Origin of the sequence: Haladaptatus salinisoli (assembly GCF_020614375.1) — an archaeon.
Lineage (GTDB): Archaea > Halobacteriota > Halobacteria > Halobacteriales > Haladaptataceae > Haladaptatus > Haladaptatus salinisoli.
The window spans coordinates 2,031,794-2,049,859 of record NZ_CP085327.1; the positions used below are offsets into that span (position 1 = coordinate 2,031,794).

Annotated in this window: 18 protein-coding genes; 6 read left to right on the top strand and 12 right to left on the bottom strand. The window is 67.3% G+C overall.

Annotated features, from left to right (window positions below; genetic code table 11):
- The first annotated feature begins 3 nt into the window (after positions 1-3).
- Entirely contained in the window at positions 4-468 is a 465-nt protein-coding gene (locus LIX00_RS11075) for a hypothetical protein (RefSeq protein ID WP_227353248.1), read from the top strand.
- A 59-nt stretch (positions 469-527) separates the two neighbouring features.
- Here the strand turns inward: LIX00_RS11075 and LIX00_RS11080 are convergent, their stop codons facing one another.
- The 4 genes from LIX00_RS11080 to LIX00_RS11095 form a co-directional block, all read right to left on the bottom strand.
- Entirely contained in the window at positions 528-1,253 is a 726-nt protein-coding gene (locus LIX00_RS11080) for a helix-turn-helix domain-containing protein (protein WP_227353249.1), read from the bottom strand.
- Between the two features lie 140 nt (positions 1,254-1,393).
- Entirely contained in the window at positions 1,394-2,752 is a 1,359-nt protein-coding gene (gene serS / locus LIX00_RS11085; protein ID WP_227353250.1) for a serine--tRNA ligase, read from the bottom strand.
- Between the two features lie 350 nt (positions 2,753-3,102).
- Positions 3,103-3,312, bottom strand: coding sequence for a hypothetical protein (locus LIX00_RS11090; protein ID WP_227353251.1), 210 nt, complete (start codon positions 3,310-3,312; stop codon positions 3,103-3,105).
- Positions 3,313-3,403: 91 nt separating this feature from the next.
- Positions 3,404-4,408, bottom strand: coding sequence for a family 43 glycosylhydrolase (locus LIX00_RS11095; RefSeq protein ID WP_227353252.1), 1,005 nt, complete (start codon positions 4,406-4,408; stop codon positions 3,404-3,406).
- A 104-nt stretch (positions 4,409-4,512) separates the two neighbouring features.
- Between LIX00_RS11095 and LIX00_RS11100 the strand changes: the two genes are divergently transcribed.
- The 3 genes from LIX00_RS11100 to LIX00_RS11110 all read left to right on the top strand — a co-directional run bounded on the left by LIX00_RS11100 (position 4,513) and on the right by LIX00_RS11110 (position 8,129).
- Positions 4,513-5,790, top strand: a complete 1,278-nt coding sequence (locus LIX00_RS11100) for an O-acetylhomoserine aminocarboxypropyltransferase/cysteine synthase family protein (protein ID WP_227353253.1) — start codon at positions 4,513-4,515, stop codon at positions 5,788-5,790.
- Positions 5,787-6,932, top strand: a complete 1,146-nt coding sequence (metX, locus tag LIX00_RS11105; protein ID WP_227353254.1) for a homoserine O-acetyltransferase MetX — start codon at positions 5,787-5,789, stop codon at positions 6,930-6,932. Before LIX00_RS11100 ends, metX begins: the two co-directional genes overlap by 4 nt.
- 93 nt (positions 6,933-7,025) lie before the next feature.
- Entirely contained in the window at positions 7,026-8,129 is a 1,104-nt protein-coding gene (locus LIX00_RS11110; RefSeq protein ID WP_227353255.1) for a S1C family serine protease, read from the top strand.
- Here the strand turns inward: LIX00_RS11110 and LIX00_RS11115 are convergent.
- The 4 genes from LIX00_RS11115 to LIX00_RS11130 form a co-directional block, all read right to left on the bottom strand.
- Complete coding sequence (locus tag LIX00_RS11115; RefSeq protein ID WP_227353256.1) at positions 8,119-8,520, bottom strand: Hsp20/alpha crystallin family protein; 402 nt, start codon at positions 8,518-8,520, stop codon at positions 8,119-8,121. The two genes, LIX00_RS11110 and LIX00_RS11115, sit on opposite strands and share 11 nt — an antisense overlap.
- 109 nt (positions 8,521-8,629) lie before the next feature.
- Positions 8,630-9,265, bottom strand: coding sequence for a phosphoserine phosphatase SerB (gene serB, locus LIX00_RS11120; protein WP_227353257.1), 636 nt, complete (start codon positions 9,263-9,265; stop codon positions 8,630-8,632).
- 71 nt (positions 9,266-9,336) lie between these two features.
- Positions 9,337-9,768, bottom strand: coding sequence for an ester cyclase (locus LIX00_RS11125; protein ID WP_227353258.1), 432 nt, complete (start codon positions 9,766-9,768; stop codon positions 9,337-9,339).
- Between the two features lie 81 nt (positions 9,769-9,849).
- A complete protein-coding gene (locus tag LIX00_RS11130; RefSeq protein ID WP_227353259.1) occupies positions 9,850-10,254 on the bottom strand; it encodes a DUF5788 family protein in 405 nt (134 codons plus the stop codon).
- Positions 10,255-10,537: 283 nt separating this feature from the next.
- Here LIX00_RS11130 and serA point away from each other — a divergent pair, with 283 nt between their 5' ends.
- Both serA and LIX00_RS11140 read left to right on the top strand, forming a co-directional pair.
- On the top strand, positions 10,538-12,118 hold the full coding sequence (gene serA / locus LIX00_RS11135; RefSeq protein ID WP_227353260.1) for a phosphoglycerate dehydrogenase: 1,581 nt from the start codon (positions 10,538-10,540) through the stop codon (positions 12,116-12,118).
- A 135-nt stretch (positions 12,119-12,253) separates the two neighbouring features.
- Positions 12,254-13,504, top strand: a complete 1,251-nt coding sequence (locus LIX00_RS11140; RefSeq protein WP_227353261.1) for an MFS transporter — start codon at positions 12,254-12,256, stop codon at positions 13,502-13,504.
- 69 nt (positions 13,505-13,573) lie between these two features.
- On the opposite strand, the gene LIX00_RS11145 is transcribed toward LIX00_RS11140, so the two are convergent.
- The 4 genes from LIX00_RS11145 to LIX00_RS11160 form a co-directional block, all read right to left on the bottom strand.
- Positions 13,574-14,818 carry an FAD-dependent oxidoreductase gene (locus tag LIX00_RS11145; RefSeq protein ID WP_227353262.1) on the bottom strand — a complete coding sequence of 415 codons (1,245 nt, stop codon included), beginning with the start codon at positions 14,816-14,818 and terminating at the stop codon, positions 13,574-13,576.
- A 57-nt stretch (positions 14,819-14,875) separates the two neighbouring features.
- Positions 14,876-16,147, bottom strand: coding sequence for a threonine synthase (gene thrC, locus LIX00_RS11150; RefSeq protein WP_227353263.1), 1,272 nt, complete (start codon positions 16,145-16,147; stop codon positions 14,876-14,878).
- A 104-nt stretch (positions 16,148-16,251) separates the two neighbouring features.
- Complete coding sequence (locus LIX00_RS11155; RefSeq protein ID WP_227353264.1) at positions 16,252-16,851, bottom strand: N-acetylmuramoyl-L-alanine amidase; 600 nt, start codon at positions 16,849-16,851, stop codon at positions 16,252-16,254.
- Positions 16,852-16,988: 137 nt separating this feature from the next.
- Complete coding sequence (locus LIX00_RS11160) at positions 16,989-17,942, bottom strand: CapA family protein (protein WP_438267075.1); 954 nt, start codon at positions 17,940-17,942, stop codon at positions 16,989-16,991.
- Positions 17,943-18,066 lie beyond the last annotated feature (124 nt).

Genomic DNA, 18,066 nt, shown 5'->3' on the forward strand with positions numbered 1-18,066 from the left:
GCGATGACCACCGAATCGAACGAGTCCGAGGAAACCCTGCTCGCACACCTCTCGGGGTGGTTCCGTCAGCGACCCACGTCGATGGAATACTGGGACCTGCTCGTCACCGACGAGCGCGCCATCTGGTGTTTCGTCGGCGAGTCGTTCAAGTCGATGCTCTTACGGGCGGACACCGGCGAACGTGGCCGCCGCGAGATAGCGGCGGGCACGCCCGAGCGAGCACTGACGCTCAGCGAGCGGAATTTCGCCGTTCCGCTCGATTCGCTCGGATCGATTCACGTTCGGGAGGGCTCTCGATTCCGGCGCGAGAGCGCGATCGTGACATGGCGCGAAGACGGCGAACCCACCTCGTTCGAACTGTATCGGACGAAATCGTCCGACTCGAAGGTCGGCGACATCGAGTCGCTTCGGAACGATTCCCGACTTTCGCACGTCGATATCGACATCGAGACGAGAGGACTGTTCTGAGTCTGGGACGTAGAACAGTTCCGCGTCGGGACGGCGATTCTGATTTCGGTTTTGAGCGACTACTCGCGGGCCAACACGTCTTCGTCGTCGATATCGGGGAGGGCGGAAACGACTCGCTCCAAAATTTTCTCCTCGGCGCGGCGCAGGTTCTTCGAAGCCGCCGTCTTCGAAACGTCGAACGTCTCCGCCAGCGTGCCGAGCGTCGCGTCGCGCGGGGTTCGAAAGTAGCCGCCGTCGACGGCCTCCCGGAGGGTTCGCCGCTCTATCTCCGACAATTCCCGGCAGCCGTCGAGGACGCTCTTCGTCGCGCCGAGGTGCTGGATAACGTCGAGGTAATCCTCGAACGACGTGGCGTTCCGGGACTCGACCCGAAAGTCGTTCCCGACCTCCAACTCCGCGAGCGCGCTGTCGGTGTTGTCGGCGGTGTCGAAACCGACGCTCCAGAGTTCGCTTCCGTCGCTGATTCGAAACGGGCCGGTTATGTACCCGTCGTGTTTCCGTATCGTCCGCATCGCGTTCGTCTCCCCGATGAACGATTTGATGACCGCCGTGTTCTCGCGTCTGGACAGCAGCTCGAACCCCAGCGTTCCCTCGTGGTTCTGGAGCGCGTTGAGACCGTTCGTCAGCGCGCCGCGGTCGTTTCCGGTCACGAGGATTCTGGTCTCCAACTCCTGCTGGGCGGTGTTGAAGTCCCAGTGCATGGTGTGAAACGAGACGTCGACGTCGTCCGTCACGTCGATGTACGGACAGTCGTACTGCACCATGTCAATGGTTACCGAAATCATGGGCCACTATCGTTAATTACGAACAATAAACGTTGGCATCGACGACGTCGTCCACGGCTGTACAGGCGTTTTAGCCCCCGCCCCCTCGCCGATCGGGCTCCGCGGAGAAACGGTCGAGCGAGACGGCGTCGGCCCCCGAGCTACTCCCGCTCGCCCGAACCGAGGGCGCTCTCGCCGACCGGTTCGTGACCCTCGATGACCTCCTGTCCGCCCATGTACGGGCGCAGGACTTCGGGCACCGTGACGGTGCCGTCGTCGTTCTGGTAGTACTCGAGGATGGCGACCATCACGCGCCCGATGGCGGTGCCCGACGCGTTCAGTGTGTGGAGGTACTCCGCCGACTCGTGGCGCTCGGGCCGGTAGCGCAGTCCGGCGCGGCGGGCCTGAAAGTCCTCGAAGTTCGAGGCCGACGAGACTTCGAGCCACCGGCCGCCGCGTTCCGGACCGTCCTCCATGTCGTCGCCGGGCGCCCAGACTTCGATGTCGTAGGTCTTCGCCGACCCGAACGTGAGGTCGCCCGTGCAGAGGTTCAGAATGCGGTACGGGAGTTCGAGTCGTCGGAGCACCTCCTCGGCCTCCGCGAGCAGTCCTTCCAGTCGGTCGTAACTCGTCTCGGGTTCCACGAAGTTGACCAACTCGACCTTGTTGAACTGGTGGACGCGGACGATTCCCCGGGTCGCCACGCCGTGCTCGCCCGCCTCGCGGCGGAAGTTCGGCGTGTAGGCCTGATGTTTCAGGGGGAGGTCGTCGCGCAGGAGGATGTCCCCGGCGTACATGTTCGTCACCGGAACCTCCGCGGTGGGACAGAGCCAGAGGTCGTCGCCCTCGATCTTGTACGCGTCGTCGGCGAACTTCGGCAACTGCGTCGTCCCGGTCATGGCGTCGCTGTTGACCGGAATCGGCGGGAAGACGTCCACGTACTCCTGTTCGCGGTGCACGTCGAGCATGAACTGGACGAGCGCGTGTTCGAGTCGCGCGCCGTCGCCCTTGAGGAAGTAGAAGCCGCTCCCCGAGACCTTCGCGCCGCGCGCTTCGTCGATGACGTCCAACTCCTCGCCGAGGTCGTAGTGCGGGACGACCGATTCGGGCAGGTCGCGCAGGTCGTCGAACCCCTCCCGCCGAACCTCCACGTTGTCCTCCTCGCCCTCGCCGACCGGGACGCTCTCGTGCGGGACGTTCGGGATTTCGAGCGACCGCTCCTGGAGTTCGTCCTCCAGTTCGCTGGCGCGCTCCTCGACCTCCTCCAGTTCCGCCTTGAGTTCGCTCGAGCGTTCGATGGCCTCCTCGGCCTCGTCGTCTTTACCCGCCTGTTTCAGGTCGCCGATGCTCCGGCTGACCTCGTTTCGCTCGTGGCGCAGGTCGTCGCCGCGCGCTTTCAGTTCGCGCCACTCCTCGTCCACGTCGAGAAATTCGTCCAAGTCCACGTCGTCGGTCCCTCGGTTTTCGAGGGCCGCCCGAACTTCGTCGGGGTGGTCCCTGATAAACTTCCTGTCGAGCATTCCTACGTCGGTTTTCAATCCGCCTGCAAAAAACCGTATCGCTCTCGGGACTTTGCGGGGATCCGATTTCGTGCGGCCGAGGGTCGGTTCGCGAAAGACGCGACAACGACCGAAAGATCGCGAGCCGGTGACGATGCTAAAATCGTGACGCGGAAAGCCCTCGGGCGCATCGCTGCGCGCTTCGATCGCTCGCGGCGGTCGCTCCTTCCGGAGGTTCCGTTTCCGTCCCCCGTCCGGCGCGATAGTCGGCCGCTTTTCGGTGGCCGCTTCACCCTCGCCCGTTCGATGCCGGTTCGCTCCGCTTCGTTCCTGACCGTTCGCAACTCCGGAATCGGCGCGGAGCACCGGCGTCACTCCAGTTCCACGACACCGAGGAACGCCAGCACGGAGTAGCCGAACAGCACCGCGACCAACGCGAAGGCGACGAACATGGTCGGCGCGGAGAGGTAGCGCGCGGTTCGGTAGGAGAGCAGGAGTCGCCCGAACCCCAAGAGGAGAAAACTGACGACGACGAGGCCGAACGCGCCGAGCCCGAGCCACACGAACGTTCGCTTTCGCATCGTTCGCGTCGAGTCGCCGAACCGACATAGCCGTGTCGCTCGCGGGGTCGGACGCGCGGCTCGGGGTCTCGCGTCCCTCACGTCCTGAGCATCATCTCCCGGCGGTCGGAACGCGGTGCTCCGCGCTCGGCGTCTTCCCCGGCACCACCGGCCACCCGTTCCGCCAGACCAGTCGGTCGAGCATGAGCACCCGGCGGGGCATCTTGCCGACCCACGGGTTCGACCGCTCGTAGGCGTGGTAGAGGAGCCAGCGGTCGCCGTCCGGGCCGCGCGCGACGGCGCAGTGCCCCGGCCCGGCGAACTGCTCGCCGCCGTGGAGAATCGTCGTTCCGGTCGCCGAAAGCAGGTTCTCGCCGTCCCGGTTCCGGTACGGGCCGCGCAGGGAGTTCGCCCGCCCGACGACGACGCGGTACGTGCTCTCGGCACCCTCGCAGCAGGTCCCGCGGGAGCCGAAGAGGTAGAAGGAGTCGCCGCGCCGAATCACGTAGGCGGCCTCGACGCCCTCGCCGGCGACCTGAAACTTCCCCCCGACAGTGCGCAGTCCGTCGTCCGAGAGGCGAATCCCGTAGATTCCGGCGTGGCTCCCCCAGAACAGGAAGGGCGTTCCGCGGTGGACGAGGAGGCAGGGGTCGATCGAGTGAGGAACGCCGATTTCGGCGCTCCGGAACAGCGGACCGTGGTCGTCGAACGTCCCCGCAGGGTCGTTCGACGTGGCGACGCCGATTCCGGGGTTCCCCGCCTGAAAGGAGGCGTAGGAGTAGTACAGCACGTACCGTCCCGCCAGTCGTCCGATATCGGGTGCCCACAGGCCGCCCCGTTCGCGCCAGTCGGGCTTGGTTTCGAACGCCTCGCCGACGTACTTCCAGTCGACGAGGTTCTCCGAGCGTATGATGGGAATCAGTCTCCGCCGCCCGGGATTCCCCCAATCTTGGTACGTTCCGTAGGCGTAGTACGACCCGTCGCGCTCGACGACCGTCGGGTCGGCGAAGACGCGCTCGAACACCGGATTTCGATACGTTTCGGCCGCCCACGCGCAGCCGGCGCTCGCGCCGACGACTCCCGCGACCGCCGAAGCGAGGTACGAACGTCGATTCACGCTAGGGGTACGCGCCAGCGCTCCAAAAGCGGCGTGGCGCTCGGCGGCGCAAACGTTGCCGTAACTGAGGGTTATAAAATTCTCCGAGAATATGCTTACTACACATGGACGACGACCAGCCCCGATTCGGCACCCGGAGCGTTCACGCGGGGCAGGAACCGGACCCCGCGACGGGAGCGGTTGCGCCGCCCCTCTACCAGACCACGTCGTACGCCTTCGAGGACGCCGACCGCGCCGCCGACCTGTACGCGCTGGAAGCCGACGGTCACGTCTACTCCCGACTGAGCAACCCGACCGTCGAGACGCTGGAAAACCGCGTCGCGTCGCTCGAAGGCGGCACCGGCGCGGTCGCCACCGCCAGCGGAATGGCCGCGCTGGACGCTCTCACGCTCGTCCTCGCCGAATCGGGTGACAACGTCGTCGTTTCGACCGACACCTACGGCGGAACCACGGCCTACTTCTCGCACACCGCCTCCCGCCGGGGAATCGAAGCCCGATTCGTTAACACGCTCGACTACGACACCTACGCCGAAGCCATCGACGAGGACACGGCCTTCGTCCACGTCGAGACGGTCGGCAACCCGTCGCTCGTCACGCCCGACTTCGAGCGCGTTTCGGAGGTCGCCCACGAGCACGGCGTCCCGCTCGTCGTCGACAACACCTTCGCCACGCCCGCGCTCTGTCGCCCGCTCGAACGCGGCGCGGACGTCGTCTGGGAGTCGACCACCAAGTGGCTCCACGGAAGCGGCACGACGGTCGGCGGCGTGCTCGTCGACGGCGGCACCTTCGACTGGGAGGGGTATCCCGAACTCGCGGGCGAGAACCCGGCGTACCACGACGTCGACTTCTCGCGGGACTTCTCGGACGCGCCGCTCGCCGCCGCCGTCCGGTTCCGGTCGGTTCGGAGCCTCGGCAATCAGCAGTCCCCCTTCGACGCGTGGCAGACCCTCCAGGGCATCGAAACGCTCCCGCTTCGGATGGAACGCCACTGCGAGAACGCGGCCGTCGTCGCGGAGTACCTCGCGGACCACGACGAGGTGGCGTGGGTCGCCTACCCCGGCCTCGAATCCCACGAGACGCACGAGAACGCCGCCCGGTACTTGGAGGGCGGCTACGGCGGCATGATAGCGTTCGGACTCGGCGAGTTCGAGGCCAGCAAGGCGTTCTGCGAGACGGTGGAACTCGCCTCCTTCCTCGCGAACATCGGCGACGCGAAGACGCTGGTCATCCATCCGGCGAGCACGACGCACGCGCAGCTCTCGCCCGAGGAGCAGAAGGAGGCGGGCGTGACGCGCGACCTCGTCCGCCTCTCGGTCGGCATCGAAGACCCCGCCGACATCCTCGCCGACGTCGACGCGGCCATCGAGGAGGCGACGCGATGACCGTCTCGCTCGGGCGGTTCGAGTTCGAACGCGGCGGGAGCGTTCCGAACTTGGAAGTCGCCTACGAGACCTACGGCGAGTACACCGGCGACAACGCGGTGCTCGTCTGCCACGCGCTGACCGGAAGCCACCGCGTGAAATGCGGTCCGCGAGGGGTCGACGGACAGGGAACCGGCTGGTGGGACGACGTCGTCGGCCCCGGCAAGTTCGTCGACACGCGCGAGCACTTCGTGGTCTCCGTCAACGTCCCCGGTTCGTGCTACGGCACCACCGGTCCGGCGAACACGAACCCGGAGACGGACGACCCCTACGGCTCCGACTTCCCGAGCGTGACCGTCGGCGACTGGGTGCGCGTCCAGCGCCGCCTGCTCGACCGCCTCGGAGTCGAGACGCTCCGGGCCGTCGTCGGCGGCAGCGTCGGCGGCATGAACGTCCTCGAGTGGGCGAAGCGATACCCGGACCGCGTCGAACGCGCGATTCCCATCGCCACCGCCGCCCGCCTCGACCCGCAACTGCTCGGCCTCTGCGCGGTCGCCCGGCGGGCCATCACGTCCGACTCGGCGTGGCAGGGCGGCGACTACTACCCCGACCATCCGGACGCGGGCCTCGCCCTCGCGCGGCAACTCGGCCACGTCTCCTACCTCTCGAAGGAGTCGATGGAACGCAAGTTCGGCAGGCGACCCGCCGACTGTCCGCCCCGGCCGTTCGCGTCCGACGGCGGCCCGGGCGGGTTCGCCCCCGACACCGAGACGTACCGCGACGTGGAGAGCTACCTCGACTATCAGGCGCGGAAGTTCGTCGAGCGGTTCGACGCGAACAGCTACCTCCACCTCACCCGCGCCATGGAGAACTACGACCTCGCCGCCGGCCACGAGTCGGACGCCGACGCGCTGGCGGGGTTCGATGGCGAGGCGCTCGTCCTCTCGATCTCGGGCGACTGGCACTTCACCGTCGAGCAGGCCGACCGCCTCGCCGGCGCGTTCCGCGAGGCGGGCTCCGAGGTGACCCATCGCGTCCTCGACAGCGACCACGGGCACGACGCCTTCCTCGCCGAACCGGAGTTGGTCGGCCCGCCGATTCGCCGATTCCTCGCGCCCGCGAAACGCTTCGCGCCGGTGCACGCCAGCCTGTTCGCGCACTGAAAGCGGAACGCGCAGGCCGAGCGAGTCGCACGCCGCCGAGTCGTCCGCGCCGGCCGTGGCACTAATTAGCGTGCGAACCGTCCGCAGTTTGGGATGTCCAATCGACTGCTCGTTTCCGCGCTCGTTCTCGTACTGGTGGTGGGGAGCGTTCCGGCGTCGTTCGGAACCGCGGCGACCGCGCAGGACGCTACCGCGCAGGATGCTACCGCACAAGACGCTTGCAACTTCACGCGACTGTACGACCGGACGATGGACTCCGTCGTCTCGGTTCGCGTCGGCACGCGGGGCGGCGAGTTCGGTCAGGGGTCCGGGTTCGTCTACCGACTCGGAGCCAACGGTAGCGGCCTCGTCGTCACGAACAACCACGTCGTCGCGAACGCCTCGACCGTCGCGGTTCAGTTCGACCGCGGCGAGTGGCGCGCCGCGCGCATCGTCGGCACCGACCCCTACAGCGACCTCGCGGTGCTGCGCGTCCGGCGCGTTCCGTCGTACGTCGACGCGCTCTCGCTCGCCAACGAGACGGCCGAACCGGGCGAAGGAGTCGCGGCGCTGGGGAGTCCGCTCGGACTGCAAGGGTCGATTACGGAGGGCATCGTCAGCGGCGTCAACCGCTCGCTCCCCTCGCAGCAAGGATTCTCGATTCCGAACGTCATCCAGACCGACGCGGCCATTAACCCCGGCAACAGCGGCGGTCCGCTCGTCGACTGCAACGGCGAAGTGGTGGGCGTCAACACCGCCGGAATCAGGGGCGGCGAAAACCTCGGATTCGCCATCCCCGCGGGCGTCGTTCGGCGGGTCGTTCCGGCGTTGGTCGAGAACGGAACCTACCGCCACAGCTACCTCGGCATCTCATCGGGCGACGTATCGCCCATCGTCGCCCGCGCGAACGGATTGAATCAGGCGCAGGGCGTGCTAGTTACGAGGGTCGTCCCCGGTAGTCCCGCGAGCGGCGTCCTCCAAGGGAGCGAGCGAACGGAAACCGTGCGCGGCGTCTCCGTCCCGGTCGGCGGCGACATCATCGTCGGAATCGACGGGCAGCGGATTCGGTCGGGAGAAGACCTCTCCAGCTATCTCTCGACCGAAACGCGTCCGGGCGAGACGGTTCGACTGACGGTTATTCGAGACGGAGAACGTCGAACCGTGAACGTAACGCTCGGGGCGCGCCCGCAACCGTCGCGCGAAAAAATCAGTCGCTGATCTCGATCTTGCTTCCGGTCTCCGCTTCCGCCTCGGCGACGGGGAGGCGGACTTCGAGCACGCCGTTGCGGTAGGACGCCGAGATGTCGTCCTCGTTCACCGCCTTCGGCAGGGTCACGCGCTCGGAGACCTGACGGGAGCGGGCGAACTCGTCGCCGGTCACCTCGTGGTTCGCGGAAATCGTGAGCACGTTCTCGCGGAACGAGAGGTCGATCTCATCCTTCTCGAACCCGGGCAGGTCGGCGACCAGGACGAACGCGCCGTCGCGTTCGCTCAGGTCGATGTGGGTTCCTCGGCGGGGTTCGCTCTGCGACTCGCCGAGCCCCCACATTCGAGCGCGCATCTGTTCGAACATGCGGTCCATCTCCTCGAAGGGGGTGTATCGTTCCATGACAATCACCGATGATAGTAGAGGCTTCGCGAAAAGATAAAGTTGTCGAGGGGCGGAATATCACGTGCCTCGGGCCTTCTCGCTCGGATACTCGTCCGCGACGTTCGCATCAGATCGCGTTTCTCGTCGCCAGCACCTCGCGGAGTTCGTCCATGTGCGAGACGATGGTGTCGCAGGCCGGCGCGACGGCGGGTTTCGGGTCGAAACCGACCGCCAGCCCCGCGACTTCGAGCATCGGCAGGTCGTTCGCCCCGTCGCCCACCGCGACGGTGTTCACCACGTCCGCCCCCCGATCCGCCGCCAACCGCTCCAGCGCGTCGTCCTTCGTCCCTTCGACGAGCGGCCCTTCGACGTCGCCCGTCAGCGCCTCGCCGTCGTCCGGCAGTCGGTTGGCGATGATCGTGTCCACCGAGACGCCCTCGCGGTCGAGCGCGGCCCGCACGCCGCGCTCGAAGCCCCCGGTCAGGATGGCGACGTGGGTTCCCTTCTCGGCCAGCGCGGCGAGCACGTCCGCCGCGCCGGGGCGGAGGACGACCTGCGAGTACGCCTCCTCCGCCCGTTCCAGCGACAGCCCTTCGAGCAGCGCCGCGCGGTCGCGGAGGCTCCTCGCGTAGCTGATTTCGTCGTTCATCGCCCGGGCGGTGATGTCGGCCATCTCCTCCGCCACGCCCATCCGCTCGCCGAGCAGAACCGTCATCTCCGAGTCCGAGAGCGTGCCGTCGAAGTCGAACGCGACTATCTTCATTCGAATCTCGATTCGTCGGCCGGCGTGTTAAAAGAGCGTGATTGTCGGGGAAATTGCCGCCGGTCCCCCGGCTATTCTTTGATTTGTTCGGGAACTGCGTCGAGTTGTTCGAGCATTCCGAGGGCGTCGAACGTTCCCCACATCTCCGCGATCTTTCCGTCTTCTAGCCGCATTTCGACCATTCCGTTTATCTCGACGCTTTTCCCGGTCGGCTCGACCCCCATGATTTCCCCCTCCTGCGTTCCGTGCAGAATCCACCGGTACATCACCGTATCGTCCTCGGCGGACATGCTCTCGATGCTCTCGTGGTAGTCGGGGAACGCGGTTCGGTTCATCTTCACGAACTCCTTGTACTCGTCGACCCCGCGAACGTCCTCGGCCGCCGGGTCGTGACGAACGAAGTCCTCGGCGACGTACTCGTCCACCGCATCCATGTTTCCCTCGTTGAACGCCTGTTCGACGAACGTTCGAACGGTCTCTTTGTTCTCCTCTGCCGTCGTCATGGCTCCAAAATTCGCACGCTACCGCTTTAGTTAGCGATTTTGGCTACCGGTACCTCGCCCGGTCCGTTTCGGAACGCTCGATCACAGCCCCCGTCGTATCAGGGTGAGCAGTTCCCGCGCATCGTCCAGCTTTTTCCGCCGCATCTCCTCCTCGATACTCGGTGCGTCGAGACCCGCCAACGCGTTGTGCGCCCGGTCGATGCCGATGACGCTCTCGACGAGTCGTTCACCCTCTTCGAACGAGATATCGTCCCGGGCTATCCGCTGTTTTCGTTCGAGTCGCTCGCGTTTCAGTTCCGTCTTCATCTCCTCGATGCGTTCGCGCTCGTCCTCGGGGATGGTGTCGAGACGTTTGCATTCGAAGACGAACGCGTTCAAGTCGATAGTCGTCCCCCCGAGGGTGAGTTCGTCGGGCATCTTCTTTCCGACGGTTCCGGAGGGGCGCCGGAGTCGGTCGAGGAGTCGTCGTCGTTCTTGCTCGTTCATGTCGGTGTTCGGTGTCGGTCGCGGTCGTCCGTCGGCGATTCGTCGCGGAATCGATTTACGGTAATAACTTCGACCGGCGGTGATATATCTGTTCGGTGTACCGATGCTCCGCGCGGAGCATCGAGGACGCCTCGGCGGGAAACGGGAGAGACCCCGTCGCTCACGCCGACCCGCGAGGGAGCGAACGGGCGACTTCATTCCGCCGGTTTCGAATAGGAATTATTATGGCAATCTTCGCTGTGAGAGAAAGCGTTAACGGGCGTGGAGTGTATGCTCTCCAGCAATGAAGATTCTGGTCACCGACCCCATCGCCGACGCGGGACTCGATCGACTCCGCGATGCGGGGTACGACGTGGAGACGGCCTACGACGTGACGGGCGACGCGCTCTTGAACGCGGTTTCGGACGCGAACGGACTCATCGTCCGCTCCGGGACCGACGTGAACCGCGACGTGTTCGAGGCCGCGTCGGAGCTCGTCATCGTCGGGCGCGCCGGAATCGGCGTGGACAACATCGACATCGAGGCCGCGACCGAACACGGCGTCATCGTCGCCAACGCGCCGGAGGGGAACGTCCGCGCCGCCGCCGAACACACGGTCGCGATGGCGTTCGCCGCGGCGCGCTCCATCCCGCAGGCCCACGTCCGACTGAAGGCCGGCGAGTGGGCGAAAGGCGAATACCTCGGCACGGAACTCAACGGGAAGACGCTCGGCATCGTCGGCCTCGGTCGGGTCGGACAGGAGGTCGCCAAGAAACTCGACAGCCTCGGCATGGAACTGGTCGCCTACGACCCCTACATCAGCGAGGACCTCGCCCGGCAGTTGGGCGCGGAACTGGTCGAACTCGACGAGTGTCTCGACCGCGCCGACTTCCTCACGGTGCACACTCCGCTCACGCCCGAAACGGAGAATCTCATCAGCGACGAGGAACTCGCGCAGGTCGAAGGCGGCTACGTCGTCAACTGCGCCCGCGGCGGCGTCGTGGACGAAGTGGCGCTCGCGGCGGCGGTCGAGGACGGCATCCTCGCGGGTGCCGCGGTGGACGTGTTCGCCGAGGAACCGGTGCCGGAGGACAACCCGCTGCTCGACGTGGACGACGTCATCGTCACGCCCCACCTCGGCGCGAGCACGGAGGCGGCGCAGGAGAACGTCGCCACCAGCACCGCCGACCAGGTCGTCGCCGCGCTGCGCGAGGAACCCGTCATCAACGCGCTCAACGCCCCCTCGGTCGAGGAGAGCGCGTTCCCCCGCGTCCAACCCTACATCGAACTCGCGGAGACGGCGGGCAAGATAGCGACGCAACTCCTGGACGAGCGCATCGAGCGCATCGAGGTGAACTACGAGGGCGACATCGCCGAGGAGAACGTGGAACTCGTCACCGCGAGCGCCCAGAAGGGGGTCTTCCAACCGCTCGAGTGGCAGGTCAACGCGGTCAACGCGCCGCAAATCGCCGAGGAGCGCGGCGTCGAAGTCACCGAGAGCAAGACCCGACAGGCCGAGGACTTTCAGAGCCTCATCGCCGTCACCGTCGAGAGCGCGGACGAGGAGATCACGGTCGAGGGGACCCTCTTCGCCGGCGACGACCCCAGAATCGTCCGCATCGACGGCTTCCGCGTGGACGCCATCCCGCACGGGTACATGCTCGTCGCCCGCAACCGGGACGTGCCCGGCGTCATCGGCTTCGTCGGCACCGTCCTCGGCGAACACAACCTCAACATCGCGGGGATGTTCAACGCCCGCGAAACCGACGGCGGCGAGGCGCTCTCCGTTTACAATCTGGACGACGAACTCACCGAGGACGCCAAGGAGGCCCTCGAAGCCGACGAGCGCATCATCGAAGTGCGGAGCATCGCGCTGAACGGATAGGCGAGCGACGGGCGACGAACCTTTTTATACGAAGACGGGAGCAATTCCGACGTGATGACCTGACGCTTCGAGAACTCCGTCCCCGCCCTGCCGCGAAAGCCGGACTCAAGTACGCGCCCGCCTTCGGTCAAACCAGTGGCCGACCGACTTCGAAACGGCGACCGACTCCGAAACGACGACCGACTCCCGAACGACGAGCAACTCGTGACGGGCTACTCCGGACGACTGCTGCTCGCCATCTCGCTCGGCTGGGCGATGATTCAGGCGGGCCGACTCGTGCTCTCGCCCATGCTCCCGACCGTGATGGATTCGCTCGGCATCACGGAGTTCCAAGCGGGGCTCGCGCTCTCCCTGCTCTGGGGACTGTACGCGCTCGGCCAGTATCCCAGCGGAAGGCTCTCCGACCGCCTCTCGCGGAAGAGCCTGCTCGCCGCCGGACTCGCGCTGCTCGTCGTCGGCTTCGCGGCGCTCGCCAGCGCGCCGACCTACTCGGCGTTCCTGCTCGGCGCGGCGGTCGTCGGCTCCGGTGCCGGCCTCTACCCGACCCCGGCACGCGCGCTCGTCTCCGACCTGTTCGTCGCCCGTCGGGGGCAGGCGTTCGGCCTGCACACAGCCTCGGGCGACTCGGGCGGCGCGGTGGCGGCCGGCCTCGCGGTCGTCGTCCTCGCGGTCGCCACGTGGCGGTTCGCGTTCCTGCCGGTCACCCTCGTCCTCGTGACGGTGCTCGTCCTGCTCCATCGCTGGAGCCGCGAGGCGTACACCCGACCCCGATTCGACGCGGGCGCGGGTCGAGTCGTGCTCCGCGACCTGGGCGTGACCGCTCGCCGATTCGGCGACCGTCGAACCGCGTCCCTGCTCGTCGCCTACTCGCTGTACGCCTTCGTCTGGCAGTCCGTCGCGGGCTTTCTGCCGACGTTCCTCCAAGCGGTGAAGGGATTCTCGCCCGCACTCGCGGGCGGCGGCTTCGCCGCGCTGTTCGTCGTCGGCGCGGCGGTGAAACCCCTCTCGGGGTCGCTCGGCGACCGTATCTCGCGGCCCGTCGTCGCCGCCGGGGCGCTCACGCTCGCCGCCGCCGCCCTCGCCGCCCTCCTGCTCGCCTCCGGCACGCTCGCCATCGCGGGGTGCGTCGTCGTCTTCGCCGCCGGGTTGATGGCGTACCCGCCGGTCATGCAGGCGTTCCTGATGGACGCGTTCCCGGACGGGAGCATGGGCGGCGACCTCGGCGCGACCCGCACCGTCTACATCGGTCTCGGAAGCCTCGGGCCGACCTACGTCGGCTTCGTCGCGGGACGCGCGTCGTACGTCGCGGCGTTCGCGGGGTTGCTCGGCTGTCTGGTCGTCAGCGCCGCCGTCGTCGTCTGGCTCGCGCGAACGGAGGTCGGATAGGGTTTCGACGCCCCACGAGCGGACTCTCGCGGCTCGTCGGCGCGACCGTCGCGTTCGGACCCGCGGTCGTCACTCCCGGAGCACGTCTGACGGCAGTTCCTCCGCCGGCGGGAGCGGACCGAACTCGTCGAGCGCCCCTCGAAGCGCGTCGGGGTCGTCGCGGCCGGGCAGCGGTTCCGTCGCGGTTCGGCACGGTTCGGTCACGCCGAGCGCCGAGCAGACGCGGTCCGCGACCGCCTCGGCCATCTGTCGGTAGGTGGTCAGCTTCCCGCCGACGATGGTCGTCATCCCCGGGCGGTCGTCGCGCTCCTCGTGGTCGAGGAGGGTGAAATCGCGGGTCAAGGAGCGCCCGTCTTCGATGTCGGCGTCCGTCCCGCCGAACAGCGGTCTGACGCCCCAGTACGACCGGACGACCCGCGCCGTGGCGACGTCGGGAATCATCTCGCTCGCCGCCTCGACCATCCGGTCGGTCTCCCGCTCAGTCTTCGGATAGTCGTCCGGGTCCTCCACCTCGGCGCTCGTCGTCCCGAGGACCACCGTCCGTTCGTGCGGGACGACGATGTCGCCGTCGGACGCCGGGCGACCGCGATTGAGAACCGCGTCGAGCGCCGGGTAGTCGACGACGACCATGACCCCTTTCGACGGCCGCATCGGAATCTCGACCCCGGCCATCGCGCCGACCGATTCGGCCCACGCGCCGGTCGCGTTGACGACGTGATCGGCGCGAATCTCCTCGGTTCCCGACGCCTCCCGGTGTCGAACCTCCGCCCCGACGACGGCGCCGTCTTCGACGAGCACGTCCACGACCTCCGCGTGCGTCCCGATGGTTCCCCCTCGCTCGCGGGCACCGACGGCGTTCGCCACGGTGAGCGGAAACGGGTGGACGACGGCGTCCGGCACTCGAAACGCTCGCTCCGCCTCCGGGGATAGCCGCGGGCAGTCGTCCCGAACCGCCTCGACGGCGACCGGTTCGGCGTCGATGCCGCAGTCGAGACAGCTCCGGCGCGCCCGCTCGAAATAGGACTCGTCGTCCGCCGACAGTTGAACGAGGTAACCGCCGGTTTCGTCGACGCAGTGGCTCGCCACGTCGCGAAGGATGCGGTTCTCCTCGATGCAGTCGGCCGCGCTCTCCGGGTCGGCGACCGCGTAGCGAGCGCCGCTGTGCAGGAGTCCGTGCATGTTCCCCGTCGCGCCGTCCGCGAGTCGCCCGCGCTCGACGACGACCGTTTCGAGGCCGCGCAGTCCGAGGTCGCGCGCGACGCCGGTGCCGGTGATGCCGCCGCCGATTATCAGAACGTCCGTTTTCCCCACCATGCCTCCCTTCGGGTCGGGCGTCGTTTTACGCTGTCGGGCGCCCGACAGCCGGACGGGTCACCGAGAGAGCAGCGAGAGCACGTCGTCCGTGTCGGCGGGGACGGGCTCCGGTTCGACCCCCGCCGCGGCGGCCGCGTCGGGGTCCTTCAGGAGGTGGCCCGTCGTCAGGCAGACGACGCGCTCGTCCGCCGAAATTTCGCCCGATTCGCGGAGCGTTCGCAGGCCCGCGACGCTCGCCGCGCTGGCGGGTTCCACGCCGACGCCGTCCCGCGCCAGCGCGCGCTGCGCGTCGGTTATCTCCCCGTCGGAGACGGCGACGGCGGTTCCGCCGGTCTCCCGAATCGCGGGGAGCGCCTTCGGCGCGTTCACCGGGTAGCCGATTCGGATGGCGGTCGCGACGGTTTCGACCTCGTCCCAGCGCCGGACCTCGTCGGCTCCCTCCTCTATGGCTTCGACCATCGGGGCCGCGCCCTCGGCCTGCACGCCGGTCAGCGTCGGCACCTCCTCGGGCGCGAGTTCCCCGGCGGCGACGAGTTCGCGGAACGCCTTGAACAGCGCGCTGGTGTTCCCGGCGTTACCGACCGGGAGGACGATTCTGTCCGGCAGTTCGCCGGTCTGGTCGCGGAACCCCTCGAGTATCTCGAGGCCGATGGTCTTCTGGCCCTCCAGTCGGAAGGGGTTCAGCGAGTTGAGCAGGTACGCCTCGCCGCGGTCGGCGAGGTCCGAGACGACGTCGAGGCAGTCGTCGAAGTTACCGTCCACTTCGAGGATGCGCGCGCCGTGGAGGCTGGCCTGCGCGACCTTTCCGGCGGCGACCTTTCCGGCGGGGAGGAGCACGAGCACCTCGCTTCCGGCGCGCGCGCCGTAGCAGGCCAGCGCGGCGCTGGTGTTGCCCGTGCTCGCGCAGGCGAGCCGGGAGACGCCGAGTTTCTGCGCGACGCGAACGCCGAGCGTCATCCCGCGGTCTTTGAAACTCCCGGTCGGGTTCATCCCCTCGTGTTTGACCCGCAGGGCCGAGACGCCGACCTCGTCCTCGATGGTCGGCACCTCGTAGAGCGGCGTGTCCCCCTCCTCGATGCTCACGCCGGAGTCGACCGGGAGCGCGTCGGCGTAGCGCCAGACGCCCCGCTTCGGGCCGCGCTCGCCGAAATCGTCGAACGTCGGGTGGTCGTCGTAGCGCACTTCGAGCAGACCGTCGCAGTCCGGACAGCGATAGCGAATCTGGTCGAACGGCGGACCGGTCCACCCGCATTCGATGCAGGCCAGCCAGACGCCGTCGTCCGCGACGTCGGGGACTGGCGCGGTCGGATTCGAGAGCGTGAGGTTCATCGCGCGGTGGAATGGGCTCCGGGGAGAAAAAGGCGCGGACGGTGGCAACGCTGACGGCATCGCCCGCGCGGTCAAAAATCGAAAGCGGGAGGATTCCCTGCGCCTCAGATGAGGCTCATGTAGTAGTCCCAGTCCCAGTACTGACCGGGGTCGGTGTGGTCGTTGTAGCCGCAGTCGGTCTCGGGGACCTGATGGTGTCCCATGATGCCGCTCTCCCCGCCGCAGGACGCGACACCGGAGACGCGACTCTTCGGGATGTTGTACTCGTTGCAGAGCCAGCGGACGAGTTCGGCGGAGCTTCGGTACTGCGCGTCCGGGAAGCCGCTGCTCACGTAGCCGCCGTGCTCGATGCCGATGGTGGCGTCGTTGTACCACCCGACACCGCCGGCGTGCCAGCCGATGTTGATGTCGCTCAAGCTCTGGTACTTGTACCCGTCGTCCCTGATGGTGTAGTGGGCGCTGACGTTGGCGTCGGGGTCCTGGAACCAGTTGACCGTACTCTCCGCCGACCCCTGCGCGACGTGGATGACGATGGCGTCGATCTCCGCCGCGCCGCGGTTCGCGGCCGTGTAGTTGCTCGAATGGGCCGGCTCCCAATCGACGGTCGGCTTCGCCGCCGCCGTGTTACTCGAGAGGACCGCCGCCCCTACTCCGGCCGTACCGGCCGCACCGATTCGTTTCAGCATGTTGCGCCTTGTTGGCATGGTGCGCCCTATTATTTTCACGAATAAATTTAGTTCTTTTTTCTAGATTATTACAATACTATAACTACCCAAGAAAAGTAACCCGGGTTCGCGAGCCCGGCGGATTTCTGACGCGCCCTCGGAGCGGCCGCGGTCGCCTAGAGCGGCAGGCGGAGTTCGTCGTCCTCGCGCTCGAACTGCGTTCCGAACGCCGACGAGAGGGTGTCCATCCGTTGCATGCTCCAGTTGCCGGCGTAGTGTTCCGCCTCGTGGACGGCGAGGTCGTAGACCTCGGTCGGCGAGAGTCGGAGTTCGGTCGGGTCGCCCCCGTCGACGCGAACCTCGAAGAGGAAACTCCGGTCGTTGCGGAGCGAGTCGTCCACCGCGTAGTCGTCCACGAAGTCGCCCGTGTCGTACAGCACGAGCGTCCCGTCGACCACCTCGACGCCCTGAAAGACGTGCGCGCTGTGGCCGTGGACGACGTCGACGCCTCTCTCGGCCAACCAGCGGACGAACTCCCGAAATTCGACGGGCGGTTCGGTGCGCATGTTCGGCCCCCAGTGGAGCGACGCCACGAGCAGGTCGGGGTCCGCCTCGCGGGCGCGGGCGAGCGCCTCGCCGACGACGCGCGTCGTCTCGTCGTCGGTCACGTCGAACTGGACGTGGGCGGTTCCCGGTTCGTCCGGCCCCGCCGCGAACTCGGGCGTGTTGTCGGTGAACGAGACGAACGCCACGTCGAGGTCGCCGACCGAGACGAACGCCGGTGCGTGGGACGCGTCCGCGTCGACGCCCGCCCCGGAGTGGGCGATTCCGGCGTCGTCGAGGTGGTCGATGGTGTCGCGGAGCGCGGTCGGCCCGTAGTCCAGGATGTGGTTGTTGGCGAGGTTCGCCCAGTCGACGCCGACCGACTCCAGCGCCGGAATCGCCCAATCGGGGTCGGCCCGGAAGTGGAACGGTCGGTAGGTGTCCGTCCACGGCGTTCCGCGAACGGAGAGGCAGCACTCGAGGTTGATGAAGAGTCCGTCCAGCGCGCGGAGCCGGTCGTCCACGTTCCCCCATATCGCGGTCACGTCCCGCTGTCGCTGCCGCTCGTCCACCAATCGACCGAGCATCACGTCGCCCGTAAAACCGAGTTTCGTCATCTTCCCCCTCACCGCACCACGGTTCGAGTGACAGCGATAAAAGGCTACTCGCCCCGCCGCCGCCCGAGACCGGCCATCGACACCCCGTCGTCGA